Genomic DNA, 20,610 nt, shown 5'->3' with positions numbered 1-20,610 from the left:
CCACCGCCTGGCCGCCCTGCCCGGCTGGGTCCACAACTACAACACCCAACGCGCCCACACCGCCCTCGGCGGCCAGCCACCCATCACCCGACTGACCGCCTAGACGTCAACAACGTCACGAGTCAGTACATCTAGCTCGGTACGCTGAAGATCGTGGAGCCCTACGAACACGGCATGCTCGACGTCGGTGACGGCAACCAGGTCTACTGGGAGGTCGTCGGCAACCCGGACGGCAAGCCCGCCGTGTTCCTCCACGGAGGCCCGGGAGGGCCGGCGAAGGGCGCGCGCAAGGCCCTCGACGCGGAGAAGTTCCGGCTGGTGATCTTCCACCAGCGCGGCTGCGGCCTGAGCACGCCGCACGCGAGCGACCCCGCCGCCGACATGAGCGTCAACACGACCGCTCACCTGATCTCCGACATGGAGGAGCTGCGCGAGCACCTGGGCATCGGCAAGTGGCTCGTGTTCGGCGGTTCGTGGGGCGTGACGCTCGGCGTCGCGTACGCGCAGCGCCACCCCGAGCGGGTCAGCGAGATGATCCTGATCGCGATCACGCTGGCGTCCGCCCGTGAGCTGGATTGGCTCTACAAGGGCGTTTCCCGGTTCTTCCCGGAGGCGTGGGCCCGCTTCAGCGCACACGCCGGCGATCCCGCCGACGTCGTGCGGGCGTACGCGGACCTGATGGAAAGCCCGGACCACGCCGTCCGGGAGCGGGCCGCCCTGGAGTGGGTGCGGTGGGAGGACACCGTGCTGTCGTTGGAGAACTACGGCAAGCCGGACGTGTTCGCCGGCCGTGCGTCCGAAGACATGATCGCGCTCGTCCGGATCATCGCGCACTACTACGCGAACCTCGGCTTCGTCGACGACCTGCTGGCAGACGCGGCAAAGCTCGCCGGCATCCCCGCCGCGCTGATCCACGGCCGCCGCGACCTGAGCTGCCCGGCCGACACGGCGTGGCGGCTGGCGCAGGCCTGGCCGGAGGCCGAGCTGACCCTCGTGGACGACAGCGGCCACAAGGGCAGCCCCGCGTTCGCCGAGGCCATCGGCGCCGCGGTCAGGAGGTTCTCCCCGTGACGCGGCGGAAACCGCTCGCCGTGGGCTTCGAGTCGTGGGTCGACAGGCAGATCCGCGAGGCGCAGGAGCGCGGCGAGTTCGACGACCTGCCGAGCGCGGGCAAGCCGTTGCCGGGAGCGGGTGAGCCGCTCGAGGAGGACTGGTGGATCAAGCGGAAGGTGCGGGAGGAAGAGGGCACTGCAGGGTTGCCCCCTTCCCTGGTCCTGCGCAAGCAGGCCGAGACCGCCAAGGCCCGTGCCCTGGCGGCCCCGACCGACGACGAGGCGCGCGCGATCATCGGTGAGGTGAACGCGAAGATCCTCGACGCGCTGCGGAAACCGTTGTCCGGCCCGCCGTTGAACCTCATGCCGTTCGACGTGGAGGAGCTGGTGCGTGAGCGGAAGGGGACCTCACGCGCCGATTAGCTCAGCTCGCGTTGATGTCGATGCAGGAGTAGAACGCCATCGGCGTGTCGGCGATGTTCCACACGGCGAGCACCTTGTGCTTGCCGGCGGAACCCACGTTGACCGAGTGCGACACGGTGGCCGGCGGCTGCTGGTCGTTGCCGCTGAACGTCGCGACCTTGCGGCCGTCGACGAAGTAGTCGTAGTCACGCGTGCGGTGACGCGCGGTGAACGTCCAGTTGAACGTCACCGTGCGACCGGTGTTGGTGACCCTCCAGCCCTTGCTGTCGTTGTTGAGCACGGCGAACTGCGACAGGTTGGCGTTGCAGCTCTGCAGGCCCTTGGGTCCCTCGACCGACTGCGGCTCCCACTGGATGGCCCCGCAGTCCTTGACGACGCCGCTGGCGCACTGCGCCTGACGGCTGGCGGGCGAGGACACGTAACCGTGCGCGAACGCCGTGCCGCTGGGGAGAGCCACGAGGAGCACCGGTGCAGCGAGAACGCCGGCCATCGCCGTGGCGACCCTGCGTCGAATCTTCATGTGACTTCCTTTGCCTTGATGTGGGTGTCCGTTACATCGCGGCGGCGATTGAAGGTCTAGACCATACCGCGAGTAATTGAGACGCCACAAGACGTGGTGGTGGATCAGTCGCCGATCCTCTTCCCGTCCGGTGGGATTCCGCGGTGCCTGGGCTGGCTTCGTGGGACGGGTTGCGGGTTCGGAACCGCGTCGTGGAGGGGGTCGTAGCGGCGACTTCGACCTGTGGCCCGGCCTGCCGGACCTCGCGGCACCCCCGGGCCGGACGCCGCGAACACGTCCGGACCGAGCCGCCGCCGTCAGCTCGGACGCAACCGGTCCGCCGCCCACACGGCGTACTGCGGCTTCGACGCCGGAGCGCCGGGTTCGGTGGTGTTGCCGTAGACCAGGACGCTGCCGCGGAGGTCCTGCCGCCGGGGCGGAGCTGGACCAGCGACACCCAGGTGTCGCCCAGCACCTTCTTGAACCCGTCCGCGGCCGGCATGATCTCGAACGACTTGAGGATCCCGGCGACGCCGGAACCGCCGTCGCCGGGGTCGGCGAGGCCCACCGGCACCGCGCCCGGCTCGGCGACGTGCCGGAACAGCGTCTTGTCCCCGATCCCCGCGACGTTCAGGATGCCTCGCCCTGAGCCGGATCGTTCCCGTCGCCCGGCCGACCGCCGACGAGGAGGAGAGCGTCCTCGACGACGCCCTTTCCGTGGTGTCCCGGGACGCACCGGGTCACGGCTGAACCGGAGGAGACGTGAGGCCGTAGCCCCGGGCAGGAGGTGAGGAGCCGATGCGCGTCCTCGGACTGCTGCTGGGAGTCGTGCTGCTGCTCGCGGGGTGCGCGGAGAAGGCGCCGCCCCCGGAGAAGTTCCAGTTCACCGCGAAGACGTTGGAGGGAGCGGAGTTCCGCGGTGACAAGCTCGTCGGCCACCCCGCCGTGCTGTGGTTCTGGACGCCCTGGTGCCCGTCGTGCAACGCCGAGGCGGCCAAGGTCGCGAAGACGGCCGAGCGGCACGACCGGGTCCAGTTCGTCGGTGTCGCGGCGCAGGACCAGCTCGACGCGATGAAGAAGTTCGTGTCCGACCACGGCATGACCGGGTTCCCGCACTTGGCCGACCTCGATGGCGCCGTGTGGAAGCGCTTCGGTGTCACCGCGCAGCCCACGTTGGCGTTCGTCGGCAGCGACGGCTCGGTGGAGCTGCTCGTCGGAGCACCCACCGAGGAGCAGCTCGACCAGCGCGTGTCCGCCTTGACGCCCGAGACGTGACCGCGAAACCCCTCCTGGGACGAAGACCCTGCGTTCTCGGGACCAACGCCCGGTTCGGCGGCGCGGCCGGGTTCGTATCGTCGGAGTGGCCACGCGGCGCTGTCGCGCCATGCCCGAGGAGGCGGTGTCGATGGACTACATCCAGGTCTCGCTCGCGGACGCCATTCCCGAGCAGGCCAGGGACTGCGCGTCGGCGCGGATCGGCTCGCTGGACCGCTGCGCGCCGGACCGGGTCGACTTCGCGTGGGTCAACCTGACCGCGGACAGGTCCGTGATCCACGCGCACGCCCGGCTCGACCTCAAGTGGGTCGAGGTGCAGGCCTACGCGGAGGCCGCCACCGTGACCGAGGTGGTCGACCTGCTGCGCGAACGCATGCGCCGCCAGCTCGTGTCGATGCACAACTGAACCTCAGCGCACCTTCCGCGCGGTTCCCCTGGTGCCGTCCACCTGGATTCGGCCGCCATAGTTGTCGAAACGGGCCGTGCGCGTTCGTACAAGGGGCGAGAGGAGACCACGATGACGCAGAAGTACCTGCTCAGCATCTACCAGCCCGACGGGGGAACACCTCCGCCCGACGTGCTCGAGCCGATCATGCGGGACCTGGGGCAGCTCAACGAGGAGATGCGGGCCAAGGGCGCCTGGGTGTTCGCGGCCGGTCTGCACCCGCCGTCGACCGCGACCGTGCTCAGGGCGAAGGACGACGGCGTGCTGATGACCGACGGGCCGTTCGCCGAGGGCAAGGAGCACATCGGCGGCTTCACGGTGGTCCAGGCGGCCGACCTCGACGAGGCGCTCGAGTGGGGACGCCGGCTCGCGGCCGTGCTCAGCCCGTTGTCGATCGAGGTCAGGCCGATCGCGTACTGATGGTCGAGGAAGTGTTCCGCGCGGAGTACGGCCGCGCGGTGTCCGTCCTGACCCGCCTCCTCGGCGACCTCGACCTCGCCGAGGAGGCGGTGCAGGACGCCTTCGCGACGGCGGTGCGGCGGTGGCCGGTCGACGGCGTCCCGCCGGCGCCCGCGGGCTGGATCATCACGACCGCCCGCAACCGCGCGATCGACAGGCTCCGCCGCGAGGCGAAGGGCCGGGAGAAGCACGCCCAGGCCGCGCTGGCGCACCACGACCAGGACGAGGAGGTGCCCGACGTGCCCGACGACCGCCTGCGGCTGATCTTCACCTGCTGCCACCCGTCACTCGCCCCGCAGGCCCAGGTCGCGCTCACGCTGAAGCTCCTCGGCGGCCTCACGACCGCGGAGATCGCCAGGGCGTTCCTGGTGCCCGAACCGACGATGGCGCAACGGATCGTGCGCGCGAAGGGCAAGATCCGCGCGGCCCGCGTCCCCTACCGGGTGCCGCGCGACGCCGACCTGCCGCAACGCCTCGAAGCGGTGCTCGCCGTCGTCTACCTCATCTTCAACGAGGGCTACCTCGGCAGGGCGGAGCTCGAGGCGGAGGCCATCCGGCTCGGCCGGGTACTGGCGCTGCTCATGCCCGACGAACCGGAGGTGTGGGGCCTGCTGGCGTTGATGCTGCTCGTCGCCTCACGGCGAGGCGCACGGCTGCGGGACGGCGAGATCGTCCTGCTCGCCGACCAGGACCGGGCGCTGTGGGACGCGGACCTGATCAGCGAGGGGCACGCCGTCGTGCGCCGCTGCCTGCGCCGGAACCAGCCGGGCCCGTACCAGATCCAGGCCGCGATCAACGCCGTGCACACCGATCCGCCGACCGACTGGCACCAGGTCGTGGCGCTCTACGACCAGTTGATGGCCATCGCGCCGAGCCCGGTCGTGGCGCTGCACCGGGCCGTCGCGGTCGCGGAGGTGGAAGGCCCGCGGACGGCGTTGCGAGAAGTCGACACGCTCGACCTCGACCGCTACCACCTGTTCCACGCCGTGCGCGCGGATCTGCTGAAGCGGCTCGGCGAGGATCCGCGGGCAGCGCTGGAGGCGGCCCTCGAACGGGCGGAGCACCCGGCCGAACGCGACCTCCTGCGCGCCCGGCTACGCCTGGCGGCGGCGGGCCAGCAGGACGGCGCCGACGACCACCGCTAGCGCGACCAGGATCCACACCCAGACCGGCACGCCACCGGACTCCGGCGAGGGCGTGGCCGACGGGGGAGTGCCGGACACCGGCGCGCTCACCGCCACCGACGACGCCGGGGTCGCGGACGAGGTCTGCGCTGCGACGTTCATCGTGAAGGTGAACGTGCCGGAGATCGTGTCGCCGTCGTCGGCCTTCGCCTGCCAGGCGAGCGTGTGCGCGCCTGCCTTCGCGGCGCCGGCGTCGACCTTCGCCGTGATCGTCCTGTCCACGGCGGCCGCCTGGGTGACGGGCCACGTGGCGCCGTCCGGCCCGGTGATCGTGATCGCCGGGCCGTCGGGCAGGCTGATGACGTCGCTGAAGGTCAGCTCGACCTGCTGGGGCGGGGCGTCGAGGGCCGCGCCGGACGCCGGGTTGCTGCTCTTGAGCTCGGCGTGGGCCTGCGCGGGGACGGCCACGGCCGTCGCGGCGAGCAGTGCCAGCACGAGCGCGCTGAAGTAACGCCTCACGCGCGCAGCGTAACGGCCTCGTCGATCAGCAGGCCGGTCCGGCTGCCGGGGCACGGCTTCACGCGGCTGGTTGCGGGATCCGTGCGACGCCTACCGGGACCAGTGACAGCCCGACGGCGAGGGCGGCGGCCACCCCGGCGGCGACCACCGGTGCGAGCGGCTCGACGTCGTGGAGCAGGCCGCTCAGCATGGGTGCGACGACCAGCGGCACCCCGACCGTGGCGTTGACGAGCCCGGCCACCAGGCCCTGGTGCCGCGACCCGACGCCGAGCGAGGCCGCCGCGGCGAAACCGGTCACCGCGAGACCGGTGCCGACGGCCACCACCAGGAACGCCAGCGCCACCAGCCAGAGCGACGGCGCGCCCGCCAGGAACGCGTAGCCGGCCACCGCGATCGGCGCGCCGATCTTCATCAGCCGGGCGGCCGGCCACCTCAGCAGCGGCACGGCCACGCCCTGCGTCACGACGAGCCCGATGGCGGCGACGGCCGGCACGAGTCCGGCCGAGCCCGTCGTGACCGGCGTGTTCAGCCCGTGCAGGACGAGCGACACGGCCGCGACCTGCGCCAGCCCGAGGGAGAGGTGCAGCAGGAGCCCGACGCCGAAGGCGGGCAGCAGCTCCCACGGCTGCACCGGCGGCTGCGGGTGCTCGGCGACGGGCTGCCTGACGACGAGGAGGACCCCGACCGCGAGCGCCACGGCGATCACGGTCGCGAGGTGGAGAGGCACCACCAGGGACACCACGGTGAGGGCGCCGCCGATCACCGGGCCCAGGACGGCGGCGAGCCCCTGCGCCGCGCCGACGAGACCGACGGCCCTGGTGCGGTCGCCTTCCCCGGCCGGGACGATGCCCGCGACGGCCAGCGCGGCGACGAGCAGCGCGGCGATGCCCGCGCCCAGCAGCAGGCTGCGGCAGACCAGCACGAACGTGAACGCCAGACCGGTCGGCAGCGTCTCGTCGCCCCCGAACGTCACCGCCGCGGCGAACCCGGCGAACCCGAGCACGCACAGGCCGAGCCCGGCGATCAGCACGGGGCGCAGTCCGGCGAGGTCGAGCGCGAGGCCCCACAGCGGGCTCGACAGGGCGAACGCCACCGAGGAGAGCGTGAGCACGAGCCCCAGCCGGGTCGCGTCGAGGCCGAGGTCCTGGGACAACGGCGAGAGCACCGGGGTGAGCAGCTGCTGCGCCGAGCACATGACCAGCACTGCGACCAGCAAGGGCGTCAAGGACCTGGGCACGCGGTTCCCCCTGGAGTTGCGGCGGTGCGGTGAGGGTAGCTCCCTCGCACCGGCGGAGCGGTTGGTTTGACGATCGATGCAGTCGGGTAACCCGCCCCGGAACTGATCAACTGACCGAGGAGCGGTTTGGCTCGCGACCAGGCAGCGACAACGGGTGAGGCGGCGGACCTGCCACTGGGCAGGCAGCGGCCGTCACTCGCGACCGTCCGGCGCTGGGTGCGGATCGAGTTGACCGGGGAGGACGCCGACTGCGTCTCCGATGTGCTGCTGGTGGTGAACGAGCTGGTCAGCAACGCCTACCGGTACACGTCGGAACCGTCGTTCCTGCGGGTCGTGGTGGCGCAGGGCAGGATCAGGGTCGAGATCACCCACGACGCCCGCGCGCGCCCGCCGTTGCGCAAGATCTCCCGTCCCCAGCGCGGCTACGGCCTGGTCCTGGTGGCCCGGTTGTCCGACCGCTGGGGCGTGGACAGGGTGCACGGCGGCACCGTCGTCTGGGCCGATCTGCCGCGGGAGCCGTGATTCCACCTCGGCGGGTTTCGAGGTGTGGAATTTCGGGTATGGACCTCCTGCCTTGAACGAACAGGGCGCGGGGAGAGACTGATGGGTATCGCAGGACGGTCCAGCGAACGACTGGACCTCGTCCTACCGGAGGGGGCCCTACCGCTCGCCGACGTGCGCGCGGAGGTGCGTCGTCTCTTGCGGGGCATGCACGAGAACATCGTGGTCGACGTGATGGTCGTGGCCACGGAGCTCGTGAGCAACGCCTACCACCACGCCGCGCCACCTCGTGGCGCCCGCATCCTGCGGCTGCCGGAGCGCGAGGTCGTGCGGGTCGAGGTGGACGACGGGACGCCCGGCCGGTTCCCCCAGCTCGGGCGGATCGGCTTCCTGGGGCGCCGGCAGCGCGGGTTGTTGCTGGTGAACGGTCTGGCGCAGGTGTGGGGGCACAACCGGTTCCCCGACTTCAAGACCGTGTGGGCGGACGTGTCCTCGGTCAGGTGAGGGTCTTCACGACGTAGGCGGCGGCTTCGGCGACGAGTGCCTCGTCGTAGCCGGCGTCCGCCGCGTCCTTGCTGGACATGACCGCGATCAGGAGTGGCTCCCCGCCGGGCGGCCACACGATCGCGATGTCGTTGACGGTGCCGTAGCTGCCGGTGCCGGTCTTGCTCGCCACCCTGCTGCCCTGCGGCACGCCCGCCCGGACGCGCTTGGCGCCGGTGACCGACCGCTCCAGCAGGTCGGTGAGGAAGTCGCGCTTCTCCGGCGGGAGGGCGTCGCCCAGCACGAGCCGCCGGTAGTCCGTGCCGAGCGAACGCGGGGTCGCCGTGTCGCGCGGGTCGCCGGGCGTGGCTGACGTGATGTCGGGCTCGACGCGGTCCATGCGGGTCTCGGTGTCCCCGAGCTCGCGCAGGTACCGCGTGAGCTCCGCGGGACCGCCGACGTCGCGCAGCAGCAGGTTGCCGGCCGTGCCGTCGCTGTAGCGGACCGCGGCGTCGCACAGGTCGCGGAGCTTCATGCCGGTCCGGACGTGCTGCCGGGTGATGGCCGAGCTCTTCATCAGCTCCGCCTCGGTGTAGGTGACGACGGTGTCCAGGTGCGACATCGGGTTGCGGTGCAGCACGGCGGCCGTGGCCAGGCCCTTGAACGTCGAGCAGAACGCGAACCGCTCGTCCGCCCGGTGTTCGACCGTTCCGCCCGCACCGGTCGCGTAGACGCCCAGCCGGGCGCCGAACTTCCTCTCCAGCTCGGCCAACGCGTCGTGCCGCACGGGTGCGGCACTCGTGGTGGTCGTTGGCGTGGTGCTCGTTGTCGCCGGCGCCGCGGGTTCGGCTGCGCAGCCGGCGAGCGGGAGCAGGGCGAAGGTCTTCAGCACAGTGCGTCGAGCGGTCACCTCGCCACGTTATCGACTTCCGGAGGTCCAGCGGCGCGGCCTGCGGCAACCGGCGTTCTGGTGATCCACCTCCTGCCCTGGCCAGCCGCGCAGCCGCCGACTGAGAGGGTGCCGGGAGCTTGTGGCCGGAGTGATCGGGTGCGATGTTGGTCGCTGACGTACCAGTTGGTCCTCTGGGTGGGGAGGTCACGGATGCGGCGGACAACGGTGTTCGGGCTGCTGGGGGTGTGCGCCTTGCTGGCGGGTTGCCTGGGGCGGACGCAGGAGGGCGATCAGGCGCGCAACGCCGACGCCAAGGAGATCACCCTGACCATCGTCGCCAACGCGGTGGCGGGAGGGAAGAACGCCAGGGGCGCGAACTGGCTGCAGAACTGGGTGATCCCGAGGTTCACCGAGCAGCAGAAGGCCAAGGGCGTCACCGCGACGATCAGGTTCGAGCAGAACGGCGCCGGTGACGAGGACTTCAAGACCAAGGTGGCGCTCGACCTCAAGACCGGCGGTGGCGGCGACATCATCGAGGTCGACGGCATCTGGCTGGGCGAGCTCGCGCAGGCCGGCCAGATCAAGCCACTGGGCGATGTCGTCGGGAACACCGACTGGGACGGCTGGAACCAGATCCCCAAGGCCGTGCAGGGGCTCGGCGAGTTCGAAGGCCGGCGGTACGGCGTGCCGATGGGCACCGACGGACGCGTGCTGTTCTTCAACAAGAAGCTCTTCGCGCAGGCCGGTTTGCCCGTGGACTGGCAGCCGCGGTCGTGGCGGGACGTGCTGGACGCGGGCGCGAAGCTGAAGGCGTTGCCGGGCGTCACGCCGATCCAGCTCAACGCCGGCACCGCGATGGGCGAGGCCACGACGATGCAGGGCGTGCTGCCGCTGCTGGCCGGCACCGGCAGGCCCATCCACGAGAACGGGAAGTGGCAGGGCGACTCGGAGCAGGTGAAGGACGTCCTGGAGCTCTACCGCGAGGTCTACGGCGGCGGGCTCGGCGATCCCGTGCTGCAGCAGGAGGCCAAGGGCCGCGACCGGTCGTTCGCGCTGTTCAGCGAGAACAGGATCGGCATCCTGCTGGAGAGCGACTACTTCTGGCGTTCCGTGGTGGAGCCGAAGAACGGCGTGGCGAAGATGCCCGACCGCGACACCGCCGTCGGCTGGGCGCTGGTCCCGGCCAGGCAACCCGGCGCTGGCGTCGGCGGGCAGGACTTCGTGAGCATGTCCGGCGGCGGCGTGCGGGTGGTCAACCCGAACACGCGCTACCCCCGGCAGGCCTGGGAGTTCCTGCAGTTCCTCAACTCCGCCGAGGCCGTGAAGGAGTCGCTCGCGGGCGCCGCGCAGCTCACCCAGCGCCAGGACGTCAACGACGAGGTGCTCGCGGGCGACCCGATGCTGACGTTCGTCGCCGAGGAGGTGCTGCCGATCACCCGGTACCGGCCGGGGCTCGCCGACTACCCGAAGGTCTCGGCGGCGCTGCAGCAGGCGACCGCGGACGTGGTGGCGGGCAAGAGCCCCGACGAGGCCGCGAAGGCCTACCGGGCCGCGCTGGTGAAGGCCGTCGGCGAGGGCAACGTTGGGTAGCTCTCGGCCCGGCGGTGCCGGTCTCGACAGTGCCGGTCTGGGGGTCCGCCGCGCGATCGGGTTCGTCGCGCCGGCGCTGCTGCTGATCGCGGTGTTCCTGGTCTTCCCCGCGCTCTGGACGCTCTACATCGGCATCACGAACTACCAGTTGACCGGGCCCGCGGCGGCCAACCCGCGGGTCGTCGGGCTGGACAACGTCGTCGAGGCCGTGCGCGACCCGTTGTTCACGAACTCGGTGTGGCTGACGGCGTTGTTCGTGCTCGGCTCGGCGGTGATCGGGCAGAACGCGCTCGGCTTCGGGCTGGCGTGGCTGCTGCGCACGGTCCGGCCGGGGCTGCGGCGGACGATCGAGGGGCTCGTCCTGCTGTCGTGGATCCTGCCCGGCACGGTGGTGGCGTACCTGTGGTTCGCCGTGCTGAGCCGGGACACCGGCACGCTCGGCCTGCTGCTCGGCTCGCCGCAGACCGCGTGGCTCGTGCAGTACCCGATGACCAGTCTGATCATCTTCAACGTCTGGCGCGGCACGGCGTTCTCGATGCTGCTCTACAGCTCGGCACTGGCCGCCGTGCCGCCGTCGCAGCTCGAGACCGCGCGGCTCGCGGGCGCCTCCGGCAGGCAGACCGTGCGGGACGTGGTGTTCCCGCACATCCGCGGGCACGTGCTGACGAACACCCTGCTGATCAGCCTGTGGACGGCCAACGACTTCACGCCGTTCCTGCTGACCGCGGGCGGGCCGAACCACCGCTCTGAGGTGCTGCCGGTGCTGATCTACCGGCAGGCGCTGGAGAGCGGGCAGCTCGGGTACGCGTCCGCGATGTCGTTGCTGCTGCTGGTCGGCAACCTGGCCATCGCCCTGGTGTACCTGAGGTTGTTGCGGAGGCGCGCGTGAGTCCTCTGTGGGTGGTCCGGCGAATCGGCTTCTCCGTCCTGGTCGCGGTGGTGCTGGCGTTCTTCGCGGTGCCGATGCTGTGGCTCGCCTCCGCGCCGTTCGACTCGAAGCCCGGTCTCGGGCTGCGCTGGCCGGACTGGACGTTCGCGAACGTCGTCGCGACCTTCGGGCACCCGTACGCGCTGACATCGCTGCTGAACTCGTTGGTGCTGTGCGTGGTCGCGACCGTGGTGACGACGGTGCTCGCGGCACTGGCGGCCTACGCGTTGTCGCGGGTGCGGATCCCGGGCCGGGACCTGCTGCTGTACCTGCTGTTGCTGCTGTCGAGCGTGGTGACCGGCACGGCCGCGATGGTGCCGATCTTCGTGATGATGCTGCAGCTCGGCCTGATCAACTCGCAGTTCGGCACGGCGCTGGTGATCGCGGGCGGCATGCTGCCCGCCGCCATCTTCATCCTCAAGGACTTCATGGACGCCGTACCGCGCTCGTACGAGGAGTCGGCACGGGTGTTCGGCGCCTCGCCCCGCCAGGTGCTGGGCCACGTCGTGCTGCCGGTCGCGCGGCCCGGTGTCGCGACGATCTTCGTGTGGGCGTTCGTCAACGCCTGGGGCAACTTCCTGCTGCCGTTCCTGCTGCTGCGCGACGTCGGCCGGCAGCCGGCGGCGGTCCTGCTGCGCACCTTGTACGACGAGGGCGGCAGCGCCAACCTGACGGTGATCCCGGTGTTCTCGCTGCTGTACTCCATCCCGGTGGTCGTGCTCTACCTGTTCGTGAACAAGCGGTACGGGTTCCGATTCCACGGAGGCATCAAGAGCTGATGGCGGGCATCACTGCGGAGGGGCTGTCCACCGTCTACCCCAACGGGGTGCGGGCGGTGGACGCGCTGGACCTGGAGGTCGCCGACGGCGAGCTGTTCGCCCTGCTCGGCCCGTCGGGCTGCGGGAAGACCACGCTGCTGCGCACCATCGCGGGCCTGGAGGCCGCCAGCGGCGGGGTGGTGCGCATCGGGTCGCGCGATGTCACGCGACTACAACCCGGCGACCGCCGGGTGGCCATGGTGTTCCAGGACTACGCGTTGTTCCCGCACATGACGGTGGCGGAGAACATCGCCTACCCGTTGCGGGTGCGCGGCGCGGCGAAGTCCGTGCAGCGGGAGACGGCCGTGCGCACCGCGGGCGGGCTGAGCCTGGGGGAGCTGCTGGACCGCCGGCCGGGACAGCTCTCCGGCGGCCAGCAGCAGCGGGCCGCGCTGGCCCGTGCCGTCGCCGCGTCGGCCGAGGTGCTGCTGCTGGACGAGCCGCTGTCCAACCTGGACGCCCGGCTGCGGTTGGAGGCGCGGACGTTCCTCAAGAAACTGCAACGGGAGCTGGCGCTCACCACCGTGTTCGTGACGCACGACCAAGCCGAGGCGCTGGCATTGGCCGACCGGATCGCCGTCATGGACTCCGGCCGGATCCGGCAACTGGGTACACCGCGCGAGGTGTTCCAGCGGCCCGCGGACACGTTCGTCGCGAACTTCATCGGCTCGACGCCCATGAACCTGGTGCCGCGCGGCGCCGAGGTCATCGGCGTGCGGCCGGAGTACCTGTCACCGGCCGCTGACGGGCTCTTCACCGGCACGGTGTCCGTTGTGGAGAACCTCGGCGTGACTTCGCTGGTGACGCTCGACTGCGGTGAGGACCAGATCGGCTACGTCGTGCCGGAGGACGACGAGCCGCGGGTCGGTGCCACGGTGACCGTGGACGCTCCGCCCGCCCGCGTTCTGCGCTATGACAAGGAGACCGGCCTACTCGTGAGGTGACCCGATGTTCCAGACCGACGGCTACCAGACGCACTCCAGCGTGCTGGCCCCGGCGAAGTTCGAGGCGCTGGCCGCGCACTTCGAGGCCAAGCTGGCGGCCCTGCCGGAAGGGCAGCGCCCCGAGCACATGGACGTGCCGCACCTGACCGATCCCGCGCTGTTCGAGTGGCTGCTCGACCCGGACGTGCTGGACCTCGTCGAGTCGCTGATCGGACCGGACATCGCGTTGTTCTCGTCGCACTTCATCTGCAAACCCGCCGGTGACGGCAAACCCGTGCCGTGGCACCAGGACGCGCACTTCTGGCGCGACAGCATCGACCCGGCGGGCGACGCGATCACCGTGTGGCTCGCCATCGACCCGTCCACGGTCGAGAACGGCTGCCTGCGCGTGATCCCGGGCAGCCACCTGGCACCCGTCGAGCACACCGGTACCGACGACTCGTTCTTCAACCGGGAAACCGCCGTCGACGAGTCGCGTGCCGTCGACGTGGAACTGGAGCGCGGCGGGTGCAGCGTCCACTCGGCCATGCTGGTGCACGGCTCGCCGCCGAACCGCAGCACCTTGCGGCGCTGCGGCTACACCATGCGGTACATGCCGACGACGGTCCGCTTCCTCAAGCCGGACAGCCACCGGATCTACCTCGCCCGCGGCCGCGACCACGCCGGGAACACCTACTCCTCGGTGGAGCGCCCATGACCGCCGGGGAGCGGGCGGTGGTCGAAAAGATCGATTCAGTGGTCCGGCGAGCCCGCCTCCGCCGTCTTGACCCGCCGGTGGACCGGCCATAGCGTACTGGAAAGCGCTTTCCGACCAGAGGGGGCTTCGTGGACACGGTTTCGGGAGACCGCTGGCGAGGCGTCGTCGAGCGGACGTGGCGCCCGGCCGCGCTGATGGCCGCGCTGCTCGTGGTCTGGCACCTCGTCACGGTCACCGGCCTCGTCGAGGCCTACCTGGTGCCGTCGCCGGCCAGGACCTTCGAGCTGATGATCGACAAGTGGTCCTACCTGTGGGGCCACACGTGGGTGACCACCGTCGAGACGGTCCTCGGGTTCGTCATCGCGGGCGTCCTCGGCGTGCTGGTCGCCGTCGCGATGGTCTGCTCGCGCACGATCGAGAGCACCGCCTACCCGATCCTGCTGTTCGCGCAGGTCATCCCGAAGATCGCCATCGCGCCCCTGTTCGTGGTGTGGCTGGGGTTCGGCTTCGAGCCCAAGGTGGTCGTGGCCGTGCTGATGGCGTTCTTCCCGGTGGTGATCTCCACCGTGACCGGCCTGAAGTCGGTCGACACCGAGATGCTCGAGCTCGCGGCGACGATGGGCGGCGGCCCGGTCAAGACGTTCGTGAAGATCCGCTTCCCGGCCGCGCTGCCGCACCTGTTCGCGGGCCTGAAGGTCGCGGTCACGCTCGCCGTGACCGGTGCCGTGGTCGGTGAGTTCGTCGGCTCCAACGAAGGTCTCGGGTACGTGATCCTGCAGGCCAACGGCAACATGGACACCCCGATGCTCTTCGCCGGCCTCATCGTCACCTCGGTGGTCGGCGTCCTGCTCTTCCTCCTGCTCGACCTCGCCGAACAGCTGATGCTGCCCTGGCACGCCAGCAGGCGCGGCGCGGCCGTCACCACACTCCCAGCGAAGGGCGGATCATGAAGAGAGTGCTCGCAGGCCTGCTCCCCGCGGTGCTGCTGATCACCGCCTGCGGTGGTGGCGGTGACCCGGCCGCCGGAGGCGGTGGGGCCAGGGAGGTCACGCTGACCCTCAACTGGTACCCGTACGGCGAGCACGCGCCGTTCTACTACGGGGTCAAGCAGGGCATCTACGACCGGCACGGCATCAAGCTCAAGATCCAGGCCGGTCAGGGCTCCGGCAAGACCGTCACCGCGACCGGCGCCGGTCAGACCGACTTCGGCTGGGCCGACACCTCCGCGCTCGCCACGGCCGTCGAGCAGGGCGTGCCGGCCAAGAGCATCGGGGTGTTCCTGCAGACCACACCCGCGTCCGTGCAGTTCTTCACCGAGAAGAACATCTCCCGGCCGGAGGACCTCAAGGGCAAGTCGGTCGCCACGACCGCCGGTGACGCGCTGACGAAGACGTTCCCCGCGTTCCTGAAGCAGAACGGCATGCGGGAGTCGGACGTCTCCATCCAGAACATCGACCCCGCGGGCAAGATGGCCGCGGTGATCTCCGGCCGCACCGACGTGCTGCTCGGGTTCGCGTCCGACCAGGGGCCGACGATCGAGGAGAAGGCGGGCAAGGACGTCGGGTACCTGCGGTTCGCCGACTTCGGGCTGAACTACTTCAGCAACGGCCTGCTGACCTCGAAGTCGGTGCTGCAGAAGGACCCCGAGCTCGTGCGGAAGATGGTCGCGGCCACGCAGGAGGCGTGGGCGCAGGCCGAGAAGGCGCCGGAGGCCGCGGCGGAGTCGATGAAGGGCGCCGCCGAGCAGCTCCCGTCGCCGGCGGTCGTGCTGGAGCAGTTCAAGACCACGCTGACGTTGCTGCACACCGACGCCACCAAGGGCAAGGCGCCGGGCGTCAACACCGCGGAGGACTGGCGGAGGACGATCGAGACGTTCCAGCGGACCGGCATCATCACCGAAGCGTCCGACCCTTCCGCCTACTGGGAAGAAAGCGTTGCACCGAAGGGATGAAGACCGCAGGGATGACCACCACCTCGGCAAGCACCTCCACCGTCGCGATCTCCGGCGTGTCGGTGCGGTTCCGGTCGAAGCGCGCGGAGACGACCGCGATCGAGCGGGTCTCGCTCGACGTCGCGCCGGGCGAGTTCGTCTCGATCGTCGGGCCGTCCGGCTGCGGCAAGTCGACGTTGCTCAAGCTGGTCGCGGGCCTGCTGGCGCCGTCGTCGGGTTCGGTGGCGCTGCTCGGCGAGCAGGTGCGCGGGCCGCGGCGGGACATCGGTTTCGTGTTCCAGCGGGCGGCGCTGCTCGAGTGGCGGTCCGCGCGGAGGAACATCCTGCTGCAGGCCGAGATGCGCGGGATGAACCCGGCCGCGGCGGCCGAGCGCGCCGACGAGCTGATCGAGATGACGGGGCTCTCCGGGTTCGAGAACGCCCTGCCGCACGAGCTGTCCGGCGGCATGCAGCAGCGCGTGGCGTTGTGCCGCGCGCTGCTGCACCGGCCGCGCGTGCTGCTGATGGACGAGCCGTTCGGCGCGCTGGACGCGCTGACCCGCGAGCAGATGAACGTCGAGCTGCACCGGGTGTGGCGCGAGACCGGCACGACGGTGCTGCTGGTGACGCACTCGATCGCGGAGTCGGTGTACCTGGCGAACCGGGTGGTCGTGCTGACCCGCCGCCCGGCGGTGGTGCAGGAGGTCATCGAGGTCGGCCTGCCGGGAACCCGGGACTACTCCGCGACGATGGCCCGGCCGGAGTTCGCCGCGGCGACGGCGCACATCCGGGACCTGCTGGGAGCGGTGACGGGGCACGACTGACCGGTGGCGGAGCTTCGGCCGAGACCGGGAGAGCGCGGCCGGTTGATCCGATGCCGTGGTTCTCGCGTCCGGCGCGGAGCCGGGGGTGGCCAAGGGCGTTCCGCCACCGCACACCGGTGGTCGTGGTGCCGCCGCACGGCAGCATCCGCCGCCGCGGCGTCGGCCTGCCGGTCACCCGCGTCGTCGCCGACCCCTCTTCGTCCTGCTGCGGAGGACGGCGACCCAGGGGGTTGTAACAGCACTACCGGCTGAGTAGATTCGCCAGGGCCGCTGCATTGGAAAGCGCTTTCCGCTGCCGTGCTGGCACGGCCTGACCCACAGGGTGGTGGGGATGTTCCGACGGTTGTCCCGTTCGGCTGTCACGACAGTGGTTCTCTCGGCGCTGTTCGTGCCCATCGCGTCGGCCCGGCCGGACGTGCCGATCGCCGACCCGTTGCCGACGCCCGGCGCCTCGGGCATCGGGCTCGAGCTGACCGAGGTGGCGCGGCTGCCGAAGTCCGAGCCGGTGCCGCCGCCGACCGACGCCCGGCTGCGCCGCCACAACCGGATCAACCACCTCGGCGAGGTCCCCGACGGCTCCGGCCGGCTGTTCGTGCCGGACATGAACGGCAGGCTGTACCTGCTGGCCGGCGGGGCGCAGCTCGTCTACCTGGACCTGGGCGCGGTCGTCGGTCCCGACTTCCACACCCACCGCGGCCTGGGCAGCGGCTTCGGGTTCGTGGCGTTCCACCCGGACTTCCGGGACAACGGCAGGTTCTACACCGTGCACACCGAGACCGGCTCCGCGCTGACCGGCAGGAAGCCCGACCTGCCGTCGCCGCCGGACGCGCAGGTCCACGGCGTGATCACCGAGTGGACGGCCGCGGACCCCGGCTCGGACGCCTTCTCCGGCACCCGCCGGGAGGTGCTGCGGGTCGGCTTCGCGTCGTTCATCCACGGCTTCCAGGAGATCGGCTTCAACCCGACGGCGCGCCGGTGGCACGAGGACCACGGCCTGCTCTACATCGCCTCCGGGGACGGCGGGATCGGCGCCTCGACGACGGTGCCGCAGGACTTGGCGTCGCCACAGGGGAAAATCCTGCGCATCGATCCGGGCGGCCGTGACGGCGTGAACGGCCAGTACGGCATCCCGCGCTCGAACCCCTTCGTGGACAGGGCAGGCGCGCTCGGCGAGATCTACGCCTACGGCATGCGCGACCCGTACCGGTTCAGCTGGGACGCCGGTGGCGCGCACAAGATGTTCCTCGGCCACATCGGGGAGAAGGCCGTCGACTCCGTGTACGAGGTCCGCAAGGGCGCCAACCTGGGCTGGAGCGAGCGCGAGGGCAACTGGGAGTACCGGCGCGGCGACCCGTCGTGCGGCGTCTTCCCGCTGCCGGCCGACGACGCCAAGTACGGCTACACCTATCCGGTGACGGCGTTCGACCACAACCGGCTGCCGTCCTCCCCACCGTGCGCCGACAGCGGCAACGCGCTGATAGGCGGTTTCGTCTACCGCGGTACCAAGATCCCTTCCCTGCGCGGCAAGTACATCTACGGCGAGGGTGTGAAGGGCCTGATCTACTACGCCGACGAGCACGAGATGCGCGCCGGCCGGCCGATGGCCGTCTCCCGTGAGTTGATGGTCTACGCCGACGGCCGGCTGACCACGCTGAAGGCCCTGGTCGACGATCCGAGCCGGGTCGACCTGAGGTTCGGCCAGGACGCCGGCGGTGAGCTGCACGTGCTGGCCAAGGCGAACGGCAAGGTCTGGAAGGTGACCGGCGCCCGCACCTTCGCGTCCTGCCGCACCGGCCACGACCTCGTCTCCGGCGCCGGGTCCGCGCGCTCGTGGGACCCGGTGACGCCCGAGCTGTGGCGGTTCCCCGGCCGCGAGGTCGTGCTGGCCCGGCCGGGAACCGCCCGCCCGGGACCGCGGCGACCGTTCGAGTACGCGATCCTCACGAAGGGACCGGCGTTCGGCTCGGTGCAGGTCGACGCGTCGGTGCGGCTGGACACGCCGGTCGCCGAGGCCAACCGGGACGTGGTGGTCGTGTTCGGGTATCGGTCGGACACCGAGTTCTACTACGCGCACCTGTCGTCCGACAACAAGATCTACCCGCACAACGGCATCTTCGTCGTCGACAACGCGGACCGGCTGCGGCTGGACCACCAGTGGGACGCCGCGCGGTCCGTCGGGGCCGCTCCCGCGGTCAGCGATCTGGCGTGGCACCGCGTACGGGTCAGGCACTGCGCCGGCTCAGGCGAGATCGCCGTGTACGTCGACGGGTCACCGCATCCGTTGATGACCGCCGTGGACACGACCTTCGCGTCGGGCCGCGTCGGTTTCGGCTCGTTCGACAACATCGGCCGGTTGCGCGACCTCCGCGTGCGGGGCGAAGGAGTCAGGTGATGAAACGACTGCTCGTCCTCGGCACGGCCGTCGTGCTCTGCTTCGGTCCGATGTGGACTCTTCCGGTCACGCCCGCGCACGCCACGTTCGGCGCGGTGCTGCCCACGCTGTCGCGCAACCTGGTGTCGTACTACGACTTCGAGCACCCGGTGCGGGGCAACGAGGCGCTGGAACGGGATCGCGGCCGTTCGGGCACCACGCTGTCGCTCGTCAACGGCGGCGCCGACATGCGGGTGCGCGACGGAGCGTTCCCCGGGTCACGGCACTCGGTGCAGCTCAAGCAGATCACTCCCGAAGCCGCCGGCAACGACGACTGGAAGGCCGGGGTCCACCGCGAGACCGGCGTCCCGTCGTTGACGGCGTTCAACGGCGCGCGCCAGGCGTCGATCATGGGCTGGGTGAAGATGACGGGCCGCAACCCGGCCCCGAACTCCACCACGGCCGATCCGGACGACCTCTACGGCGCGATCGGCCTGGCCGGTGTGCTGTCCGGCGACTCCAACGGCCACGCGGTGCGAGCGCTGCTGGAGCTGATCCAGGTCGACGGCGAGCTGAAGCTCGTGGCTCTGGCCCGGCGGCTCGACGGCGGCGCGTCGCAGACGTTCGCGGCCCTGGAGGACTGGCGGGAGCTGCTGCCCGCGAACGAGTGGGTCTTCCTGGCGGCCACGGTCGACTTCGACACCGGTGCGATGGCCCTGTACCGCAACGCGGAGCCGCTGGCGGGCAGGTACGTCGTCACGGGCGACCCGTGGCGGCTCGCGGGAGAGCCGGAGCCGGACCTGGCGTCGGCCACCGACCCCCGCGGGATCAAGATCGGCGGCAGCTACCCGCAGAACACCCGCGAGGGCAACGCCTGCCACTGCCGGATGGACAGCCTGATGTTCCTCGACCGGGCGGCGAAGCCCTGGGAGGTGCGCCTGCAGTACCGGTGGATGAGCCGGGCCCGTTCGACGCCGTGAGCGGACCGGTGGGACGTGGCTAGCCGAACGCCAGCACGCCCTGGGAAGACGGCTGCATCGTGCTCACCTCGGCCTCGCTCACCTTCATCGTGCCCAGGTCGGAGATCGGCCGGCCGTCCGTGCCGATGAAGGCCACCTTCGCGGGTGGCACGCCCGGCAGTTCGGCCGTCATCTCGTTGATGGCGACCGACTTCGTGTCGTCGTCCACGTCGAGCTGCACCCCGGCGAACGCGGTCTGGCCCGGCTGCAACGTGATCGACGGGCCTTCGCCGGGCACCAGCTTCTGCTCCACCGGGATGGCCGCGCGCTCACCGGCGGCGTCGGTGAAGGAGAGCTTCGGCCAGCCCTGGAACGTGATCGGGGCGGAGCCCTGGTTCGTCGCGGCCAGCAGGCCGAGGCCGGGTTTGCCCTGCATGGTCAGCTCCGCCTTCAGCGCGGGCCCCTGCTCCGCGCTCGCGGACGTGACGGGCACCTGGCCCCGCGGGGCCGTTTCGGCGGTCGGCGCTCCACACGCGGAAATGCCGGCCACGAGAGCGACGACGAGGATCCTGACACGCATCGGCTGCCCTCCGGCTACTCGAGTTGATCACCGTCGAGTACCGGTACGCGGTGTGCGGCA

24 protein-coding genes are annotated in these 20,610 nt (G+C 70.9%); 19 read left to right on the top strand and 5 right to left on the bottom strand.

Annotation, left to right across the window (positions count from 1 at the left end):
* The 3 genes from BMW88_RS41010 to BMW88_RS19925 all read left to right on the top strand — a co-directional run.
* Positions 1-103: integrase core domain-containing protein (locus tag BMW88_RS41010; protein WP_143116158.1), on the top strand; the 103-nt coding region annotated here is incomplete at its 5' end.
* 50 nt (positions 104-153) lie between these two features.
* The gene (gene pip, locus BMW88_RS19930) at positions 154-1,071 is read left to right on the top strand and encodes a prolyl aminopeptidase (protein ID WP_281249422.1); all 918 of its coding nucleotides are present in this window, start codon (positions 154-156) and stop codon (positions 1,069-1,071) included.
* The gene (locus BMW88_RS19925) at positions 1,068-1,475 is read left to right on the top strand and encodes a DnaJ family domain-containing protein (protein WP_089952669.1); all 408 of its coding nucleotides are present in this window, start codon (positions 1,068-1,070) and stop codon (positions 1,473-1,475) included. The genes pip and BMW88_RS19925 overlap by 4 nt, the downstream gene beginning before the upstream one ends.
* Position 1,476: 1 nt before the next feature.
* Here the strand turns inward: BMW88_RS19925 and BMW88_RS19920 are convergent, their stop codons facing one another.
* Complete coding sequence (locus BMW88_RS19920; RefSeq protein ID WP_089952668.1) at positions 1,477-1,995, bottom strand: lytic polysaccharide monooxygenase auxiliary activity family 9 protein; 519 nt, start codon at positions 1,993-1,995, stop codon at positions 1,477-1,479.
* A 777-nt stretch (positions 1,996-2,772) separates the two neighbouring features.
* On the opposite strand from BMW88_RS19920, the gene BMW88_RS19915 reads away from it, so the two are divergent.
* The 4 genes from BMW88_RS19915 to BMW88_RS19900 all read left to right on the top strand — a co-directional run bounded on the left by BMW88_RS19915 (position 2,773) and on the right by BMW88_RS19900 (position 5,298).
* Positions 2,773-3,249, top strand: a complete 477-nt coding sequence (locus BMW88_RS19915; RefSeq protein ID WP_089952666.1) for a TlpA family protein disulfide reductase — start codon at positions 2,773-2,775, stop codon at positions 3,247-3,249.
* A 130-nt stretch (positions 3,250-3,379) separates the two neighbouring features.
* Positions 3,380-3,655: a hypothetical protein gene (locus BMW88_RS19910; RefSeq protein WP_143116157.1), complete on the top strand. Its 276-nt coding sequence runs from the start codon at positions 3,380-3,382 to the stop codon at positions 3,653-3,655.
* A 111-nt stretch (positions 3,656-3,766) separates the two neighbouring features.
* Positions 3,767-4,114: a YciI family protein gene (locus tag BMW88_RS19905; RefSeq protein ID WP_089952664.1), complete on the top strand. Its 348-nt coding sequence runs from the start codon at positions 3,767-3,769 to the stop codon at positions 4,112-4,114.
* Positions 4,114-5,298 carry an RNA polymerase sigma factor gene (locus BMW88_RS19900; protein WP_089952662.1) on the top strand — a complete coding sequence of 395 codons (1,185 nt, stop codon included), beginning with the start codon at positions 4,114-4,116 and terminating at the stop codon, positions 5,296-5,298. The genes BMW88_RS19905 and BMW88_RS19900 overlap by 1 nt, the downstream gene beginning before the upstream one ends.
* Here BMW88_RS19900 and BMW88_RS19895 read toward each other — a convergent pair.
* Positions 5,248-5,796 (bottom strand): copper resistance CopC family protein, encoded by a 549-nt coding sequence (locus tag BMW88_RS19895; RefSeq protein WP_177221198.1) that lies wholly within the window; start codon positions 5,794-5,796, stop codon positions 5,248-5,250. The genes BMW88_RS19900 and BMW88_RS19895 overlap by 51 nt on opposite strands.
* 58 nt (positions 5,797-5,854) lie before the next feature.
* Positions 5,855-7,033 (bottom strand): MFS transporter, encoded by a 1,179-nt coding sequence (locus tag BMW88_RS19890; protein ID WP_143116156.1) that lies wholly within the window; start codon positions 7,031-7,033, stop codon positions 5,855-5,857.
* A 126-nt stretch (positions 7,034-7,159) separates the two neighbouring features.
* Here BMW88_RS19890 and BMW88_RS19885 point away from each other — a divergent pair, with 126 nt between their 5' ends.
* Positions 7,160-7,555 (top strand): ATP-binding protein, encoded by a 396-nt coding sequence (locus BMW88_RS19885; RefSeq protein ID WP_089952656.1) that lies wholly within the window; start codon positions 7,160-7,162, stop codon positions 7,553-7,555.
* Between the two features lie 81 nt (positions 7,556-7,636).
* Positions 7,637-8,038: an ATP-binding protein gene (locus BMW88_RS19880; protein ID WP_143116155.1), complete on the top strand. Its 402-nt coding sequence runs from the start codon at positions 7,637-7,639 to the stop codon at positions 8,036-8,038.
* On the opposite strand, the gene bla is transcribed toward BMW88_RS19880, so the two are convergent.
* Positions 8,031-8,927, bottom strand: coding sequence for a class A beta-lactamase (bla, locus tag BMW88_RS19875; RefSeq protein WP_089952652.1), 897 nt, complete (start codon positions 8,925-8,927; stop codon positions 8,031-8,033). The two genes, BMW88_RS19880 and bla, sit on opposite strands and share 8 nt — an antisense overlap.
* 192 nt (positions 8,928-9,119) lie before the next feature.
* Between bla and BMW88_RS19870 the strand changes: the two genes are divergently transcribed.
* The 10 genes from BMW88_RS19870 (at position 9,120) to BMW88_RS19825 (ending at position 19,991) form a co-directional block, all read left to right on the top strand.
* Entirely contained in the window at positions 9,120-10,499 is a 1,380-nt protein-coding gene (locus tag BMW88_RS19870) for an extracellular solute-binding protein (RefSeq protein ID WP_089952650.1), read from the top strand.
* On the top strand, positions 10,492-11,388 hold the full coding sequence (locus BMW88_RS19865; protein ID WP_089952648.1) for a carbohydrate ABC transporter permease: 897 nt from the start codon (positions 10,492-10,494) through the stop codon (positions 11,386-11,388). The genes BMW88_RS19870 and BMW88_RS19865 overlap by 8 nt, the downstream gene beginning before the upstream one ends.
* Entirely contained in the window at positions 11,385-12,206 is an 822-nt protein-coding gene (locus BMW88_RS19860; RefSeq protein ID WP_089952646.1) for a carbohydrate ABC transporter permease, read from the top strand. Before BMW88_RS19865 ends, BMW88_RS19860 begins: the two co-directional genes overlap by 4 nt.
* Positions 12,206-13,189: an ABC transporter ATP-binding protein gene (locus BMW88_RS19855; protein ID WP_089952644.1), complete on the top strand. Its 984-nt coding sequence runs from the start codon at positions 12,206-12,208 to the stop codon at positions 13,187-13,189. The genes BMW88_RS19860 and BMW88_RS19855 overlap by 1 nt, the downstream gene beginning before the upstream one ends.
* Positions 13,190-13,193: 4 nt before the next feature.
* A complete protein-coding gene (locus BMW88_RS19850) occupies positions 13,194-13,886 on the top strand; it encodes a phytanoyl-CoA dioxygenase family protein (protein ID WP_089952642.1) in 693 nt (230 codons plus the stop codon).
* A gap of 128 nt (positions 13,887-14,014) precedes the next feature.
* Positions 14,015-14,836: an ABC transporter permease gene (locus BMW88_RS19845; protein ID WP_245777922.1), complete on the top strand. Its 822-nt coding sequence runs from the start codon at positions 14,015-14,017 to the stop codon at positions 14,834-14,836.
* Positions 14,833-15,837 carry an ABC transporter substrate-binding protein gene (locus BMW88_RS19840; RefSeq protein WP_089952640.1) on the top strand — a complete coding sequence of 335 codons (1,005 nt, stop codon included), beginning with the start codon at positions 14,833-14,835 and terminating at the stop codon, positions 15,835-15,837. Before BMW88_RS19845 ends, BMW88_RS19840 begins: the two co-directional genes overlap by 4 nt.
* Positions 15,838-15,848: 11 nt before the next feature.
* Positions 15,849-16,640, top strand: a complete 792-nt coding sequence (locus tag BMW88_RS19835) for an ABC transporter ATP-binding protein (protein WP_218148136.1) — start codon at positions 15,849-15,851, stop codon at positions 16,638-16,640.
* A gap of 331 nt (positions 16,641-16,971) precedes the next feature.
* Entirely contained in the window at positions 16,972-19,032 is a 2,061-nt protein-coding gene (locus BMW88_RS19830) for a PQQ-dependent sugar dehydrogenase (protein WP_089952636.1), read from the top strand.
* Positions 19,032-19,991, top strand: coding sequence for a LamG domain-containing protein (locus BMW88_RS19825; RefSeq protein WP_177221197.1), 960 nt, complete (start codon positions 19,032-19,034; stop codon positions 19,989-19,991). The genes BMW88_RS19830 and BMW88_RS19825 overlap by 1 nt, the downstream gene beginning before the upstream one ends.
* Before the next feature lie 19 nt (positions 19,992-20,010).
* Here BMW88_RS19825 and BMW88_RS19820 read toward each other — a convergent pair whose 3' ends face one another.
* A complete protein-coding gene (locus BMW88_RS19820) occupies positions 20,011-20,550 on the bottom strand; it encodes a DUF4232 domain-containing protein (protein WP_089952634.1) in 540 nt (179 codons plus the stop codon).
* Between the last annotated feature and the right edge of the window lie 60 nt (positions 20,551-20,610).

The sequence above is a fragment of the Lentzea xinjiangensis genome (assembly GCF_900110955.1).
GTDB lineage: Bacteria > Actinomycetota > Actinomycetes > Mycobacteriales > Pseudonocardiaceae > Lentzea > Lentzea xinjiangensis.
This window is presented reverse-complemented; position numbering and strand designations above follow the sequence as displayed.